Genomic DNA, 14,990 nt, shown 5'->3' with positions numbered 1-14,990 from the left:
TGTTCACGCAGTCCGTCGAACACGACCGGACTGGCCCGGCCACGGTGGGCCGGGCTCCGGTCAGGACAGACCCGCATCCGCGCAGGCGGCGGCGTAGTCCGGCGTGCAGATCTGCGCGACGGTGTAGAGGCCGTCCTTCACCACGGTGTCCTTGATGTTGGCCTTGACCAGCACGATCGGGGTGATCAGGACGGACGGCACCTTGTGCCCGCTGCCGCTGGTGGAGGTCGCCGTCGCCGAGGCGGTCGGCACACCCTTGCCCTGGGCCAGGGCCACCGCCATGGCCGCGGCCGCTTCGGCCTCCGGCTTGTAGGGCTTGTAGATCGACATCGTCTGGGTGTTGACGAGGATCCGCTGCACCGCGTCCAGCTGGGCGTCCTGCCCGGTCAGCGGCACGGAGAGGTTCGCGGCCTTGAGGGCGGTGGCGATACCGGCCGCCATCCCGTCGTTGGCGGAGTAGACGCCGACCACGTTCTGGGCGCCGAGCGCGGTGATCGCGGCGGCGGCCTCCTGGTTGGCGTTGTTCGGGTCCCAGTTCGGGGTGTCGTACTCCTTGCCGATGGTGAGCTTGCCGTCCATCGCGCTGTGCGCGCCGGCCTTGAACTCGGCCGCGTTCGGGTCGGTCGGCGAGCCGTTGATCATGATGATCTTGCCGGCGGAGGCCTTGTCGCCGACCGCCGTCACCAGCGCCTCGCCCTGCAGCACGCCGACCTTGAAGTTGTCGAAGGAGACGTAGCCGTCGATCGGGCCCTGGGCCAGCCGGTCGTAGGCGACCACCTTCACACCCGCGTCGTGCGCCTTCTGCACCGAGGACTGGATCGACTTGGCGTCCACCGCGTCCAGGATCAGGACCTGGTTGCCCTTGGTGAGCGCGGTGTCCACCTGGGTCTGCTGCGTCGTGGCGTCCTGGTTGGCGTTGTAGTAGTCGATCTGCGCGTCCGGCGCGATGGCCTTGATCGCCTGTTCGATCAGGGGCTTGTCGAACTGTTCGTAGCGCGTCGTCTTGGTCTCGGGCAGGAGGAGGCCGATCTTGATCGGCCCGGAGGCGCTGCCCGAGCCGCCACCCGAGGATCCGGTGGACTGCTTCGCGCTCCCGCACGAGGCGAGGGTGAACGCGACGGTGACGGCCGCGGCGGCGGCGACGATGCGGGAAGGACCTGGCTTCACTGGAACGCCTCTCAGAGTGGAGAACACCCCCCGGGATCCGAGTCTCCGACCACCCGCTCCCCGCTGCTATCCAGGACGGCCGAATGTGCTCATCCGGCAGGGCCGGACGGGTGACGGGACCCCGCCGCGGCACCGGCAACGCCCGTTCGGACCGCGACCTCTGGCACCCGCCGGGCGGCGGGAGGAAGATGTGAGACGCCTGCCCACCGGGGCGTCGCGCCCGCCGCCGTCCGCGGCCGGAGCCCGGCGCGGACGCGGCCCGGCACCTCTCCCGGCCGCGGTCCCGCAGGCCGCCAACCAGAACCTGACGAGGAAGAGGGTGGGGCCCAGTGTCCACTCCCCCCGGTCGGCCCACTCCGCCCGCGGCGCCGCTGGTCACCGGCTCCGGAGCCGGCGAGAAGGGGCTCAAGAACGGCGCGCTCGGCCTGGTCTCCTCGGTGGCGATCGGCCTCGCCTCCACCGCCCCCGCGTACAGCCTGGCCGCCACGCTCGGCATCATCGTGGCCGGCGTCGGCCTGCAGGCACCGATCATCACCATCCTCGGCTTCGTCCCGATGCTGCTGATCGCCTACGCCTACAAGGAGCTCAACGCCTCCGACCCGGACTGCGGCACCACCTTCACCTGGGCCGCGCGCGCCTTCGGCCCGCGCACCGGGTGGCTCGGCGGCTGGGGCATCGTCGTCGCGGACATCATCGTGATGGCCAACCTGGCCCAGATCGCGGGCGTCTACGGCTTCCGGCTGTTCGGGCTGGACTCGCTGGCCGAGAACACCACCTGGACCACGATCGCCGGGGTCGTCTGGATCATCGTGATGACGTGGATCTGCTACATCGGCATCGAGATCTCCGCGGCCCTGCAGCGCTGGCTGCTGACCATCGAGATCATCATGCTGGTGCTGCTGTCGGTGACCGCCCTGGTGAAGGTCTACGGATCGAGCCCGCCGGAGACCGCGATCCAGATCTCGGCCTCCTGGTTCAACCCCTTCGAGGTCGCCTCCGCCAGTGCCCTCACCTCCGGCATCCTCGCCGCGGTCTTCATCTACTGGGGCTGGGACACCGCCGTGTCGGTCAACGAGGAGACGGCCGACAGCGCCCGCACCCCGGGCCGGGCCGCGGTGATCTCCACCGTGCTGCTGCTGGGCATCTACGCCCTGGTCGCCACCGCCTCACAGGCCTTCGCCGGCGTCGGCACCGAGGGCATCGGCCTGGGCAACCCGGACAACTCCGAGGACGTGCTCTCCAGCCTCGGTGGCGCGATCTTCGGCGAGACCGGCTTCGGCGGGTTCCTCACCAAGCTGCTGATCTTCATGGTGCTGACCTCCTCGGCGGCCTCCACCCAGACCACCATCCTGCCGACCGCCCGGACCACCTTCTCGATGGCCGCGCACAAGGCCATCCCGACCCAGTTCGCCCGGGTGCACGCCCGCCACCAGACCCCGACCTGGTCGACGGTCGGCATGGGCATCGCCTCGATCGCCTTCTACGTGCTGCTGACCTCGATCAGCGACAACGTGCTTGCCGACTCGATCGCCTCGGTGGGCCTCGGCATCGCCTTCTACTACGGGCTCACCGGGTTCGCCTGCGTCTGGTACTACCGCCGGGTGCTGACCCGCAGCGCCAAGGACTTCATCTTCAAGGGTGTGCTGCCGCTGCTCGGCGGACTGATGCTGCTGTACTTCTTCTGCTACGCGGCCTTCGACGTCTACGCGCAGCCGGACTACGGCAGCACCACCGTCGACCTGCCACTGTTCGGCGAGACCGGCGGGGTGACGGTGATCGGCATCGGGGCGCTGCTGCTCGGCGTCGTACTGATGCTCATCCAGTGGGCCGTGCAGGGCTCCTGGTTCCGGCACCCCGACGTACCGGTGAGCGCCGCCGACCCGGAGACGGCGCCGGAGTCCTGAGCCGGATCCCCGGGCCGGCCGCCGCGAGGCCGCCCCGGGGATCGCCTGATTCTTCGTCACATTCGTTGATCGGCCTGCCGTGCAGATCGCCCTTGCAAACGGCCGCCCAGGGGTGATGATGAGGAAATGACAGCTCAGTACAGGGCAGTGGCGTGGGCGGGTGCGACCCTCGGAGCACTGGCGGCCGTCGGGCTGGCGGTCTACGTGATGGTGGGGGACCTGGGGACGGCGGACCGGGTGGCGTCCGTACTCGGAGCCGTGGTGGGGCTGGCCGCGCTGGCCGCCTCGCTCTACTCGCTGCGGGCGCCGGCCACGCCCCCGGCCCTCGCCGCCGGCGCCGTCACCGTCCGGATCCGGCGCTCCGTCAGCGCCGTCAGCGCCGGCCGGAGCAGCAGGGGCAGCAGGGGCCGCCCGGTGCGGGCGGATGACGAGGAGCCGTCCGCCCCGGCCGGCCGCACGCCATGACGGGGCGCCCCCGCTCGGGGGCGCCGGCCGGAGACCGACCCTGCGGCCCCGGGGCGCCGGCCCGGGTCCGGAGAGCGTTCGGTCCGACGGTCAGGGTACGTATCGCATCTCGGGGAAGCCGGCCGAGGGGCCGTCCAGCAGGTGGTCGTCCCGGCCCCGCAGCCAGCGGTCGAAGAACGAGGCCAGGTAGGCCCGGGTCGCGGCGACCGCGCGCTCGGGGCGGACCGTCCCGATGTCGTCGGTGACGGTGGCGGCCGGGGCGGCGTCCTGCCGGGCCAGCTGGGGCAGCAGCGACTCGGCGTCGGTGTAGGAGCCGTGCCGGGAGCCGGTCAGGGTCACATCGGCGTGCCAGCCCCGGGTGTGCTGCCAGAAGGCCTCCCAGGAGGGCTGCTGCTGGTGGCCGCCGGAGTCCGGGGCGTCCGTGCCCATCAGCAGGAAGGGCGCGTCCAGACCGTCCTGGGCGGCGGTGCCGAAGGGGCTGCCGGTGCTGTCGGGCAGCGGGAACTCCATCGTGCCGTCCAGGTTGGCGCCGGCCTTGATCCGCGGGTCGTCGTGGACGGCCTGGGCCGCGGTGAAGCCCCCGGCGGAGTGGCCGACCATACCGACCCGGTCCAGATCGAGGACGCCCGACAGGCCGGCCGGCAGGGCGCCGCCGCCCCAGCCGCCGGGGCCCTCGACGGCGCGGTCGCCCGTCCGCAGGGCGGTGAGGCGGTCCAGCACCAGGCGGACGTCGTCCACCCGGGATCGCATCGCCTTGCGCAGCACGGCGTCGATCGCCGCCGGGTCCTGCAGGCCGGCCAGGTCGGGGAAGACCGACTCCGCGAGGCGGCCGCCCGGGAACTCCACCTCGGAGGCCTCGTAGGTGTGGTCGACGGTGACCACGACGTAGCCGCGTGAGGCCAGGTCCTCCACCAGGCCGGTGTTCCAGGTGCGCGGGTCGCCCAGGCCGGCGGAGTACAGCAGCACCGGACGCGGGCCGCCGGCGCGCAGGGCCGGCACGCCCTGCCGGGCGTGCGTACGGGTCGCCGACCAGTCCGTCCGGCCGGGCGGCAGGCCGTAGTTGAAGGAGCCGGCGCCGCGTGGGGTGCCGAAATGGGCGGCGGCGAGCGGCGCCATCTGCGGGGCCCGCAGGGCCGGCGCCCCGGTGGCCGGGTACCAGAAGCTGATCATCAGCTCCCGCGTCCGCTCCGGGCGCCAGGGGTCGGGCCGGCCGGGGTCGGCCAGCCGGAGCGAGGCGGTGCCCACCGGAAACGGCCCGGTGGGGGCCGGGAGCACCGCGGTGGCCAGGCCGACGCCGGCCGGTGCGGCGGCGGCCGCCGGGCCGGCCACTGCTCCCAGCAGGGTGGCCGCCGCGGCCAGCGTCAGGGCCACGGCCAGGCCGCGCCGGCGGCCCGTCAGGTACGGCCCTGCGGTCGACGGCGACACGGCGAGCGGCGGCGCCGCGTTCCGCGGTGCGGCGGTCGGTGGTGCGGCGGTCGGTGGTGCGGCGGTCGGTGGTGCGGCGTGCATCGGTCCCGGCTCCTCCCGTCGGCCCGCCTCCGTGCGGCGGGCCACGACGCCGACGGTACGGTCGGGCCGGTCCCCCGCACGTCATACCCCGGAGCCAACTCCGTCTCTCATACCGGCGTATGACGACTGGTAGGCCGATCGGCCGCCGCGGCAGGACGAAGCCCGGTCCGGCCCCGGGTGGTGGGAGCGGGACCGGGCGACGGCCGGACCGGTCAGACGTGCGGGAGCCGCGGCAGCCGGCCGTGGCCCGGAGCCGGCAGCTCGGCCAGGGTGGCCAGCGAGGCCCGGTGCCGACCGGGTGTGCCGAGGGCCAGTTGGTCCGCCTTGGCGCGCTTCAGGTAGAGGTGGACGGGGTGCTCCCAGGTCATCCCGATCCCACCGTGCAGCTGCACGGCCTCCTCCGCCGCGCGGACGGCGACCGCGCCGCAGTGCGAGGCGGCGACCGCCACCAGGACGGCCGCGTCGGCGCTGCCGGTGGACAGCGCGTCGGCCGCGGCCCGGGCGGCGGCGCGGGCGCCCGCGATGTCCAGCCAGAGGTCGGCCAGCCGGTGCTTGAGCGCCTGGAACGAGCCGACCACCCGCCCGAACTGGCGGCGCTCCCGCAGGTACGCCACCGTGGTGGCCAGACACCACTCGGCGAGCCCGAGCTGCTCGGAGGCCAGCAGCCCGGCGCCGGTCAGCAGGGCCTCCCACAGCACGGCCTCAGCCTGGTCCGGCCCCACCAGCAGCCGGCCCGGGGCGCCGTCCAGCCGGACGTCGGCGAGCGGACGGGTGAGATCGAGGGAGCCGCGCGCGGTGACCGTGACGTCGGCCGCGTCCACCGCGTACAGACCCGGCCCGGCCGGGCCGTCGGCGGGGACGATCAGCAGGCCGGCGACCGGAACGTCGGCGACCGAGCCGACCGCACCGGTCAAGGCGCCCGCCGCGTCGGCCCGTACGCCGAGCGGGAAGGGCGCGTCGGGCGCGGTGGACAGCGGTACGGCGAGCGCGGCCGTCCGGCCCCCGGCGCACAGTGCGGGCCACTCGCCGGCCGCCCTGTCACCGGCCGCGAGCAGCACGGTGGTGGCGAGCACGGCGCTGCCGAGGAACGGCACCGGCGCGCAGGCCCGGCCGAGCTCCTCCAGCACCACGGCGGTCTCGCGCAGCGAGGCCCCGGCGCCGCCGAGCGCCTCGGGCACCTGGAGCGCCACCACGCCGAGTTCCTGCGCCAGCGTGCGCCACAGCCCGGTGTCCTGCGGTTCGGGCCCCTCGCAGCGCGCGAGGACCGCCTGCGGCGGGCAGCGGTCGGCGAGCACCGCGCGGACGGCGGAGCGCAGGTCCTCCTCCACCTCCGAGTACAGCAGGTCGAGTTCGGTCATCGGGCCGACTCCTTCCACGGCACGTCCTTGTCCGAGCGGGCCTCGGCGGGCAGGCCGAGGACGCGCTCGGCGATGATGTTGCGCAGGATCTCGGAGCTGCCGCCCTCGATCGAGTTGCCCTTGGCGCGCAGGTAGCGGTAGCCGGCGTCCCGGCCGGTGAAGTCGACCAGTTCGGGCCTGGACATCGTCCAGTCGCCGTAGCCGAGCCCCTGCTCGGCGAGCAACTCGACCTCCAGTCCGGTCAGTTCCTGCGCCAGCCGGGCGAAGGCCAGCTTCGCGGCGGCTCCCTCGGGGCCCGGCTGGCCGACCGCGAGCTGCTGGCGCAGCCGCTCGCCCGTCAGCCGGAGCACCTCGGCGTCGGTCCAGCCCTGGAGCAGTCGCTGGTGCAGCTCGTGGGTGCGCAACTCGGGGTGCCGGCGCCAGGTTTCGGCGAGGATGCCGATCAGGCCGCCCTCGCGCGGGGTGCGCTGGCCGCCGATCGCGACCCGCTCGTTGTTGAGGGTGGTCTGGGCGATCTGCCAGCCCTCGCCGACGGCGCCGAGCCGGTGCGCGTCGGGGATCCGCACGCCGGTCAGGAAGACCTCGTTGAACTCGGCCTCGCCGGTGAGCTGGCGCAGCGGGCGGACGTCCACGCCGGGGTCGGTCATGTCGCAGACGAAGTAGCTGATGCCCTGGTGCTTGGGCACGTCCGGGTCGGTCCGGGCGAGCAGGATGGCCCAGCGGGCGAGGTGGGCGCTGGAGGTCCACACCTTCTGGCCGTCCACCGTCCAGCCGGCGTCGGGGCCGTCGCCGTCGCGGACGGCACGGGTGGCCAGCGCGGCCAGGTCGGAGCCGGCGCCGGGCTCGCTGAAGAGCTGGCACCAGACCTCCTCACCGGTCCACAGCGGGCGCAGGAAGCGGCGCTTCTGCTCCTCGGTGCCGTAGCGCAGGATGGTGGGCGCGGCCATGCCGAGGCCGATGCCGATCCGGCGGGGGTCGTTGTCGGGAGCGCCGGCGGCGGCGAGTTCGGCGTCGACCACGGCCTGCAGGGCGCGCGGCGCGCCGAGGCCGCCGAGGCCGGGCGGGAAGTGCACCCAGGCCAGGCCGGCGTCGAAGCGGGCCCGCAGGAACTCCAGCGGGTCGGTGGCGGCCGGGTCGTGGGCGGCCAGCAACTCGGCGGTAAGGGTGATGAGTTCGTCGGCGGTGGTCATCGCCCGGCCTCCCGGTACCGCTTGAGCTCCCGGCGGGCCAGCGAGCGCTTGTGCACCTCGTCCGGGCCGTCGGCCAGCCGCAGGGTGCGGTTGCCGGCCCAGAGCTGGGCGAGCGGGGTGTCCTGGCTGACGCCGGCCGCGCCGTACGCCTGGACGGCCTTGTCCAGGATCCACTCCACGGTGAGCGGGGTGGCGATCTTGATGGCCTGGATCTCGGTGTGGGCGCCCCGGTTGCCGACGGTGTCCATCAGCCAGGCCGTCTTCAGCACCAGCAGCCGGGCCTGCTCGATCCGCACCCGGGACTCGGCGATCCAGTCCTGCACGACGCCCTGTTCGGCCAGCGGGCGGCCGAAGGCGACCCGCTCCAGGGTGCGGCGGCACATCAGCTCCAGGGCACGCTCGGCGATCCCGATCGCCCGCATGCAGTGGTGGATCCGGCCGGGGCCGAGCCTGGCCTGGGCGATGGCGAAGCCGGAACCCTCCTCGCCGATCAGGTTGCCGGCCGGGACCCGGACGTCCTCGAAGGTGATCTCGGCGTGCCCGCCGTGGTCGGCGTCGTCGTAGCCGAAGACCCGCATGCCGCGCCGGACGGTCACGCCGGGGGTGTCGCGCGGCACCAGGATCATGCTCTGCTGCCGGTGCGGCTCGGCGGACGGGTCGGTCTTGCCCATCACGATGAAGATCTTGCAGGCCGGGTTCATCGCCCCGGTGATGTACCACTTGCGGCCGTTGACCACGTACTCGTCGCCGTCGCGTTCGATCCGGGTGGCGATGTTGGAGGCGTCGGAGGAGGCCACCTCGGGCTCGGTCATCGCGAAGGCGGAGCGGATCTCGGCGTTCAGCAGCGGCTCCAGCCACTGCTTGCGCTGGTCGGCGTCGGCGAACTGGGCCAGCAACTCCATGTTTCCGGTGTCGGGCGCGGCGCAGTTGAGCGCGGCGGGCGCCAGGTGCGGGCTGCGGCCGGTGATCTCGGCGAGCGGCGCGTACTGCAGGTTGGTCAGGCCGGCTCCGCCCTCCCCCGGGAGGAAGAGATTCCACAGGCCCAGCCGGCGGGCCTGGGCCTGCAGTTCGGCGACCACCGGCGGGATGTCCCAGTGATCCCGTGCCGGGTCGGCGAGTTGCTCCTCCAGCACGGCTTCGGCCGGGTGGACGTACTCGTCCATGAAGGCGAGCAGCCGCTCGCGCAGCTCCAGGGTGCGGGCGTCGTACGAGAAGTCCATGTCAGTGCTCCTTGAGGGCCGCGAGGCCGTGGTCGACCAGGATCGGGCCCATCTCGCCGGCGCGTTCGAAGCCGGCGCCGAGGGTCTTGCCCTGCTGGTAGCGGTAGTGGATGCCCTCGGCGACCACGGCGAGCTTGAACGAGGCGAAGGCGACGTACCAGCCGAGTGTGGAGACGTCCCGCCCGGAGAGTTCGGCGTAGCGGGCGACCAGTTCGGGGGCGGCCGGGTAGCCGGGCGCGGTGGCGGCGGCCGGGATGATCCCGCCGCCCGCGCCGGCGAGTTCGGTGTACATCACGAGCAGGCCGAGGTCGGTGAGCGGGTCGCCGAGGGTGGACATCTCCCAGTCCAGTACGGCCGTGATCCGGTCCTCACCGTCCACCAGGACGTTGTCCAGCCGGTAGTCGCCGTGCACCAGGGTGGGCGCCGGGGAGTCGGGGAGCCGCTCGGTGAGCAGCGCGTGCAACTCGTCGACGCCGGGCAGCTCACGGCTCCGCGAGGCGGCCAACTGGGTGCTCCAGCGACGCAGTTGACGGGCGAGATAGCCCTCGGGGCGGCCGAAGTCGGCCAGGCCCACGGCGGCCGGGTCGATGGCGTGCAGCCGGACCAGGGTCTCGGCCAGGCCGAGGCCGAGCGCCCGGACCCGCTCCGGGCCGAGCGCGGTGATCGCGGCGGCGTCCCGGTGGGCGACACCGGGCACGTACGACATCAGGTACCAGGTGGAGCCGATCACCTCGGTGTCCTCGACCAGCAGGTGGGTGTCCGGCACGGGTACCGGCGTGGCCCGCAGGGCAGTCATCACCCGGTACTCGCGGCCCATGTCGTGCGCGGTGGCGAGGACGTGGCCGAGCGGCGGCCGGCGCAGCACCCAGCTGGACGCGCCGTCGGAGAGGACGTACGTCAGGTTGGAGCGGCCGCCCTCGATCAACTCGGCCCGCAGCGGGCCCCGGACCAGGCCCGGCAGCTCGCGGTCCAGGTGGACGCGCAGCCGCGCCAGGTCCAGACCGGGCGGGTCGGCGGGGGTGTCGGACATCGGCTCGCTCCCAAGCGTTTCGGTGGTCCGCCCGGCGGAGGCCCCACCGGGTGACTAAGCGCTTGCTTAGCATTCAGCCGAGGGGGGTGCCCTGTCAACGCCCCCTCCCCGATCGGTGCACCCGATTGCCGGGCGCCACGGGTTGTGCGGCGGGAGTACGCGGGCGACCTCCGGGCCGGCGGGCGGCGCGGATGCGTGCAGGACCGCGACCCGGGCCCCCTGTGCTCTCCGCATGCGAAGTCGTACGGAGACCGTGGCCGTCGGGGCAACCGGCGTCGCCGACCACCTCGTGCTCACCGCCGCCCCCGACGTCCTCACCGCCGCCCCCGACGTGTTCGCCGCCGAGGCCCGGAGCTTTCCCGCCGCCCTCCAGGCCGCCCTGAGTGGCACCGGTCCACCGCCGCTGAGCCTCCCCCGCCCGTTGCCGCGGGCCGGTGACGAGGATGGCGCGGACGCATCACAACTCGGCCTCACTGCAAGTCCGTTGACTGGTGCGGCCGGACGGGAGCGGCGATGCTCGGTGCACCACCGGATTCCGGCGGGCCAGCGAGGGGGGCGTCATGGGGGAACGCACCGGACCGGCCGGGCGGGGGTCTCGGCGTACGTTACGGCGTACGTCCCGGCGCGCGGCCGGTCCGTTCTTCGCGCTGCTGCGACTGCTCGGCGCGGCGGCCGTGTTCGGCCTGCTGCTCGGTGGTGCGGGCACCGTGATGCTGTTCGCCTTCACCGACTGGTTCGACCCGATCGGCCGGTACTACCACGAGTACCGCTTCTGGGGCGGCCGGCGCTGAGGGGCGCGGCACACCCCGCGGGCGGGCGTGCTGCGGGCGGCGTGCGGCGCGGGACGTTGTGCGCACGCCGTCCCGCGCCGGCCGTCGGGGCCGGGCCTCAGGTCAGCCGACGTCCACCGGCCCGCCGGTCTGCAGCGACTGCTCGGCGCCGGCCAGGATCTCCACCACCCGCAGCCCGAAGGCGGCGTCGCAGGGGTGCGGCGTGCCGGTGCGGGCCGAGTCGAGCAGCGCGTCCACCGCGCGGTGCAGCGCCCGGACCGGGCCCTCGCCGCGCTCCGGCAGATGCGCGACGCCGGCGCTGCCGCGCAGCTCCATGCACGTTCCGCCGGCCTCCACCGGTGCGGTCAGGCTCAGCGCGAGGGTGCTGGACGCGCCGCCCTCGTGCCGCAGCACCAGGTGGACGGTGTCCCGCGGGCCGGCGGCCGCCGTCACCCGGGTCGCGTCGCCGAGCACCGGCAGCAGGACGGACAGGGCGTGCGGGCCGACGTCCCAGAGCGCGCCCTTCTCCTCGCGCCAGGGCGAGGCCGCGTACGGGCTGCTGCTGCCGGGCGCGAAGACCGAGCCGAGCCAGTCGGAGCGGCCGGTGAACCAGCCGCCGACCGCCGCCTGCTTCTCCAGCCAGGGGCCCTGCTCGCCGCCGAAGCGGACGGTGAAGAAGACCACCGAGGCCACCTCGTGCCGGGCGACGGCGGCCGCGAGCCGGCGGGCGTCCGGTACGGTCAGCGCGACCGGCTTGTCCAGCAGCAGGTGGCAGCCCGCCTCGGCCGCACGGACCGCGAGGTCCGGCTGGACGCCGGGCGGCAGCGCGATGGAGACCGCGTCCACGTCGGCGAGCAGCGCGTCCACGTCGGGGTAGGCGCGTACGCCGTGGGCCTCGGCGAGGGCCTCGGCCGCCTCCGGCCGCCGCCCCCACACGCCCACGAACTCGATTCCGGGGTGCTCAGCGAGCACGGGAGCGTGTACCCGCTCCGCCCAAGGGCCGGTGCCCAGCAGTCCGATCCGCACGTTCTCGCTCCTCAGGTGGTTCAGCCCTGTACGCGGGCCAGCGTGAATCCGTCGTAGCCCTTCGCCCCGACCGTCTGGACGGAGGTCGCCGACACCCGGGGCTCGGCGGCGATCAGGTCGTGCAGCCGCCGGGTGCCGATGGTGCTGGGGTCGGCGCTGTCCGCGTCGGCGACGGCCCCGCCGCGCACCACGTTGTCGACGATGATCAGCGAGCCGGGCCGGGTCAGCTTGAGCGCCCGGGCGAAGTACTCCGGGTTGCTCGGCTTGTCCGCGTCGATGAAGACCAGGTCGAAGGGCTCCACGCCGTCCGCCTCCAGCGCCGCGAGGGAGTCCGCGGCCGGGCCCAGCCTGACCTCGGCGACCTTGCCGAGGCCGGCCCGCTCCAGGTTGGTGCGGGCCACCTCGGCGTGCTTGGGTTCGATCTCCAGGGTGATCAGGGTGCCGTCGGCGGGGAGCGCGCGGGCCAGCCAGATCGCGCTGTAGCCGCCGAGCGTGCCGACCTCCAGGATCCGGCGGGCGCCCTGGGTGAGCGCGAGCAGGTGCAGCAGCTTGCCCTGGTTCGGCGCCACCGCGATGTGCGGCAGCCCGGCCTCGGTGGCGGCGGCCGTCGCGGCCTCCAGCACCGGATCGTGGCCGATCAGGGTCTCGGCGAAGTAGTCGTCGACCGCGTCCCACTGCTGCTGGCTCACAAGGCCCTCCACATGCTGCGTCGTCACCGCCGGGATTCCCGCCCGATGCTATCGTGCCGCGCCTGCCGGACCGTCAGTCCGTCGCGGGCGCCACGGCCGTCGCGGTGGCCGCCGCGGCACCGGGAGCAGGAGCTCCCGGCACCTTGGCCTCCGACACCACGGCCTCCGACACCACGGCCTCCGACGGCGCCGCCGCCGGCTCGGCCGAGGCGGCGGGCACGGCGTTCGCGGGCACGGCGCCGGGCTTCGGTGCCGCGTCCAGCAGGCCCTGCGCCTCGTCCTCCGCCCTGCTCTTCGCGGCCCGGCGCTTCAGCAACCAGGCGGAGAAGGCCCCGCCGAGCGCGGCAAGCACCAGGCCCACCCAGGAGAAGCCCTTCAGCCACTGCTCGACGACCTTGCCGACGTGGTAGACCAGCAGCGTCGTGCCGCCGGCCCAGACCACGCCGCCGAGCACGTTGGCGATCAGGAACTTCCAGTACGGCATCCGCAGCGCGCCGGCGAGCGGCCCCGCGAAGATCCGCAGCAGGGCGATGAAGCGGCCGAAGAAGACCGCCCACATGCCCCACTTCTGGAAGGACCGCTCCGCGCTCGCCAGGTGGTCCGGCCCGAAGTGCCGTGGGAACCTCCGCCCGAGCTTCTCGAACAGCGGCTTGCCGCCCCGGCGCCCGATCGAGTAGCCGATCGAGTCCCCGATGATGGCGCCGAGGATCGCGCAGATCGCGATCCACCACGGGCTGACCACACCGCGCGAGGAGAGCAGGGCCGCCGAGACCAGCGCGATCTCGCCGGGCAGCGGGATGCCCAGGCTCTCCAGGCCGATGATCAGCGCGATCAGGGCGTACACCCAGCCCGGTGGGACGCTCTCGATCCAGGCGTCGATGTGCAAGGCCGGTTACCTCCGTGGCAGGACGAGACGGTGGTCTCGCCGTTTCAGGATTGCGCGGGTTCGGGGCGCGGGTCCGGGGTGCGGCGGCCGGCGCCCCGAAAGGGCAGCCTAATCCCCCGGAGCCCCACACCCTAAGAGAGCCCGCTGCTGAGGACGCCCCGGCCGGCTTTCCGGTTCCTTGATCCGCTCTTGGGGCTTCCTTGGGAAAACCCGCGCGCGGGCCGGTGGGCGGGCCGGCCGGCCGCCGTACGACGGGGCTGCCCCGAGCGGGACCGGGCCCGCCCCGCAGGGCTCCCCCGGCAGGTGCCGGCGGACGAGCGGGTACGCACGGCAGTCGCGCGGCGCCGCCGACGGGAACGATCCGGACGCCCGGGCCCGGCGGCCCCGAAGGCCCGCACGGGGCGCGGGCCCCGCGCCATGGGTCGGCGCCGGTCGGTCAGCGGTGCTTGCCGGCGAGGAGCTCGTCCAGCGGGACCACGGCGCCGTCGGTCGCCGCGGTACGCCGCCACAGCTGGACACCGTCGGACGGGCGCACCTGGGAGGTGTTCTCCCAGCCGGTGATGATCAGCTCGGCGAGCTGCAGGGCCTTGACCCGGTTGCGGCCCAGAGTGCCGCTGGCGGGATCGGGCAGGGGCTGGCCCTGGCCGTCGTCGGCGTGGAGGTACCAGCGCTCGTAGGGGCTGTAGCGGCCCTGGTCGTCCGGCGGGCTGAGGTGCTTCGACAGGTGCCAGGTGCGGCCCTCGTGGACGGTGGTGGCGTACCCGGCGGTGTGGCCGGTCCAGGTGAGGCGGGACTTCCAGGGCACTGCGGGGTCTCCTTCGGGGGTGCCGTCCGCACTTCGGGCCGGGACGGCGCGGGGCGGACGCTCGGTGAGCGGCGGGACGGCAGCCGGTGTTGCCGGACGGCCGGCCCGCACGCTCAGCCTACGGCCGGCCGCTCGGGCAGGTCCGCGTCGGCCGGGCCCGGCGGGAGGTGGGCCGGGCCGTCAGCGCCCCAGCGCGGCACGGACCGTCAGTCCGTGGTGGCGGCGCAGTCGCCGCATCTCCCACCAGGACAGGGCCGTGACGGTGACGGGGGCGCCGAGGACGAAGGCCGCCCGGGCGCCCGGCGGGACCTGGGGGTAGGCGCCCGTGACGACGTCCAGGAGCGCCATCTCCCACACCAGGACGCCGGCGAGGATCGGCGGCACCACCTCATGGATGTCCGCGGTGCGGAAGACATGCACGAGCGACAGGCCGATGCCGTACAGCGCGAAGCAGACCGACCACAGGCAGAGCACCCCGAGGGCGATCGTTCCCGGCAGCCCGACGGCGTCCCGGAGCCCCGCCGTCTCCGGCGCCATCGCGAGCGCGGCGGTGCCCATGGACGCCATCATGGCCACCACCGCGCCGAGTGACCGCAGGGCCCGTCGCAGGTAGCGGCGCCGCAGCCCGCCCCGCGCCGCCGCCACGAAGGCGCCGACCACCACGGGGAAGGTGCAGACCAGCACCAGGACACTGGTCCAGCTCTGGTCGAGGCGGTCGTCCGCCACGGCCTTGACGTCGTCGGCGCTGACCACCGCGTTGTAGGTGACCGTCAGGCCCACCCAGGCGACGAGCCCCAGCACGGTCCGCCACAGCTGGAGCTTGCGGACCGCCGGATCGTCCACCACGCCTGGGCGCGAAGGCCGGAAGGCCCGCTGCGCGGCGTACAAGGGATTGCGGACGCCGCGCAGGATCTTCCGGCCCCGCGACGGCTCGACGGGTGGCGGCGGACCCGGCAGGTAGGGCTGGGCGT

General features: G+C 74.2%; 13 protein-coding genes. 2 read left to right on the top strand and 11 right to left on the bottom strand.

The features are described 5' to 3' along the window. Positions 1-60: 60 nt before the first annotated feature. A complete protein-coding gene (locus tag OG689_RS36970; protein ID WP_266325746.1) occupies positions 61-1,167 on the bottom strand; it encodes a substrate-binding domain-containing protein in 1,107 nt (368 codons plus the stop codon). 329 nt (positions 1,168-1,496) lie between these two features. Here OG689_RS36970 and OG689_RS36965 point away from each other — a divergent pair, with 329 nt between their 5' ends. Then, the gene (locus OG689_RS36965; RefSeq protein ID WP_266325744.1) at positions 1,497-3,071 is read left to right on the top strand and encodes an APC family permease; all 1,575 of its coding nucleotides are present in this window, start codon (positions 1,497-1,499) and stop codon (positions 3,069-3,071) included. Positions 3,072-3,197: 126 nt separating this feature from the next. Beyond that, positions 3,198-3,536 carry a hypothetical protein gene (locus OG689_RS36960; RefSeq protein ID WP_266325742.1) on the top strand — a complete coding sequence of 113 codons (339 nt, stop codon included), beginning with the start codon at positions 3,198-3,200 and terminating at the stop codon, positions 3,534-3,536. Positions 3,537-3,626: 90 nt separating this feature from the next. On the opposite strand, the gene OG689_RS36955 is transcribed toward OG689_RS36960, so the two are convergent. From OG689_RS36955 to OG689_RS36910, 10 genes are all read right to left on the bottom strand, one after another. Further along, a complete protein-coding gene (locus OG689_RS36955; RefSeq protein ID WP_266325740.1) occupies positions 3,627-5,045 on the bottom strand; it encodes an esterase in 1,419 nt (472 codons plus the stop codon). Between the two features lie 212 nt (positions 5,046-5,257). Then, on the bottom strand, positions 5,258-6,403 hold the full coding sequence (locus OG689_RS36950; protein ID WP_266325738.1) for an acyl-CoA dehydrogenase family protein: 1,146 nt from the start codon (positions 6,401-6,403) through the stop codon (positions 5,258-5,260). Then, the gene (locus OG689_RS36945) at positions 6,400-7,593 is read right to left on the bottom strand and encodes an acyl-CoA dehydrogenase family protein (RefSeq protein ID WP_266325736.1); all 1,194 of its coding nucleotides are present in this window, start codon (positions 7,591-7,593) and stop codon (positions 6,400-6,402) included. The genes OG689_RS36950 and OG689_RS36945 overlap by 4 nt, the downstream gene beginning before the upstream one ends. Then, complete coding sequence (locus OG689_RS36940) at positions 7,590-8,813, bottom strand: acyl-CoA dehydrogenase family protein (protein WP_266325734.1); 1,224 nt, start codon at positions 8,811-8,813, stop codon at positions 7,590-7,592. The genes OG689_RS36945 and OG689_RS36940 overlap by 4 nt, the downstream gene beginning before the upstream one ends. A 1-nt stretch (position 8,814) precedes the next feature. Next, positions 8,815-9,843: a phosphotransferase family protein gene (locus OG689_RS36935; RefSeq protein WP_266325732.1), complete on the bottom strand. Its 1,029-nt coding sequence runs from the start codon at positions 9,841-9,843 to the stop codon at positions 8,815-8,817. A gap of 893 nt (positions 9,844-10,736) precedes the next feature. Beyond that, a complete protein-coding gene (locus OG689_RS36930; RefSeq protein ID WP_266325730.1) occupies positions 10,737-11,639 on the bottom strand; it encodes a Gfo/Idh/MocA family protein in 903 nt (300 codons plus the stop codon). A 20-nt stretch (positions 11,640-11,659) separates the two neighbouring features. Further along, positions 11,660-12,328 (bottom strand): O-methyltransferase, encoded by a 669-nt coding sequence (locus OG689_RS36925; RefSeq protein WP_266327707.1) that lies wholly within the window; start codon positions 12,326-12,328, stop codon positions 11,660-11,662. A 73-nt stretch (positions 12,329-12,401) separates the two neighbouring features. Next, positions 12,402-13,214: a DedA family protein gene (locus OG689_RS36920; protein WP_266325728.1), complete on the bottom strand. Its 813-nt coding sequence runs from the start codon at positions 13,212-13,214 to the stop codon at positions 12,402-12,404. Between the two features lie 436 nt (positions 13,215-13,650). Beyond that, positions 13,651-14,019: a hypothetical protein gene (locus OG689_RS36915; RefSeq protein WP_266325726.1), complete on the bottom strand. Its 369-nt coding sequence runs from the start codon at positions 14,017-14,019 to the stop codon at positions 13,651-13,653. Positions 14,020-14,199: 180 nt separating this feature from the next. Further along, complete coding sequence (locus tag OG689_RS36910) at positions 14,200-14,865, bottom strand: hypothetical protein (RefSeq protein WP_266325724.1); 666 nt, start codon at positions 14,863-14,865, stop codon at positions 14,200-14,202. Between the last annotated feature and the right edge of the window lie 125 nt (positions 14,866-14,990).

It is taken from the genome of Kitasatospora sp. NBC_00240 (assembly GCF_026342405.1).
GTDB lineage: Bacteria > Actinomycetota > Actinomycetes > Streptomycetales > Streptomycetaceae > Kitasatospora.
This window is presented reverse-complemented; position numbering and strand designations above follow the sequence as displayed.

What these genes read in the sequence shown, in the direction of transcription:
- OG689_RS36950 (WP_266325738.1), bottom strand. Translation starts at nt 6,403, where the DNA reads ATGACCGAACTCGACCTGCTGTACTCGGAGGTGGAGGAGGACCTGCGC.
- OG689_RS36960 (WP_266325742.1), top strand. Translation starts at nt 3,198, where the DNA reads ATGACAGCTCAGTACAGGGCAGTGGCGTGGGCGGGTGCGACCCTCGGA.
- OG689_RS36955 (WP_266325740.1), bottom strand. Translation starts at nt 5,045, where the DNA reads ATGCACGCCGCACCACCGACCGCCGCACCACCGACCGCCGCACCACCG.
- OG689_RS36940 (WP_266325734.1), bottom strand. Translation starts at nt 8,813, where the DNA reads ATGGACTTCTCGTACGACGCCCGCACCCTGGAGCTGCGCGAGCGGCTG.
- OG689_RS36945 (WP_266325736.1), bottom strand. Translation starts at nt 7,593, where the DNA reads ATGACCACCGCCGACGAACTCATCACCCTTACCGCCGAGTTGCTGGCC.
- OG689_RS36935 (WP_266325732.1), bottom strand. Translation starts at nt 9,843, where the DNA reads ATGTCCGACACCCCCGCCGACCCGCCCGGTCTGGACCTGGCGCGGCTG.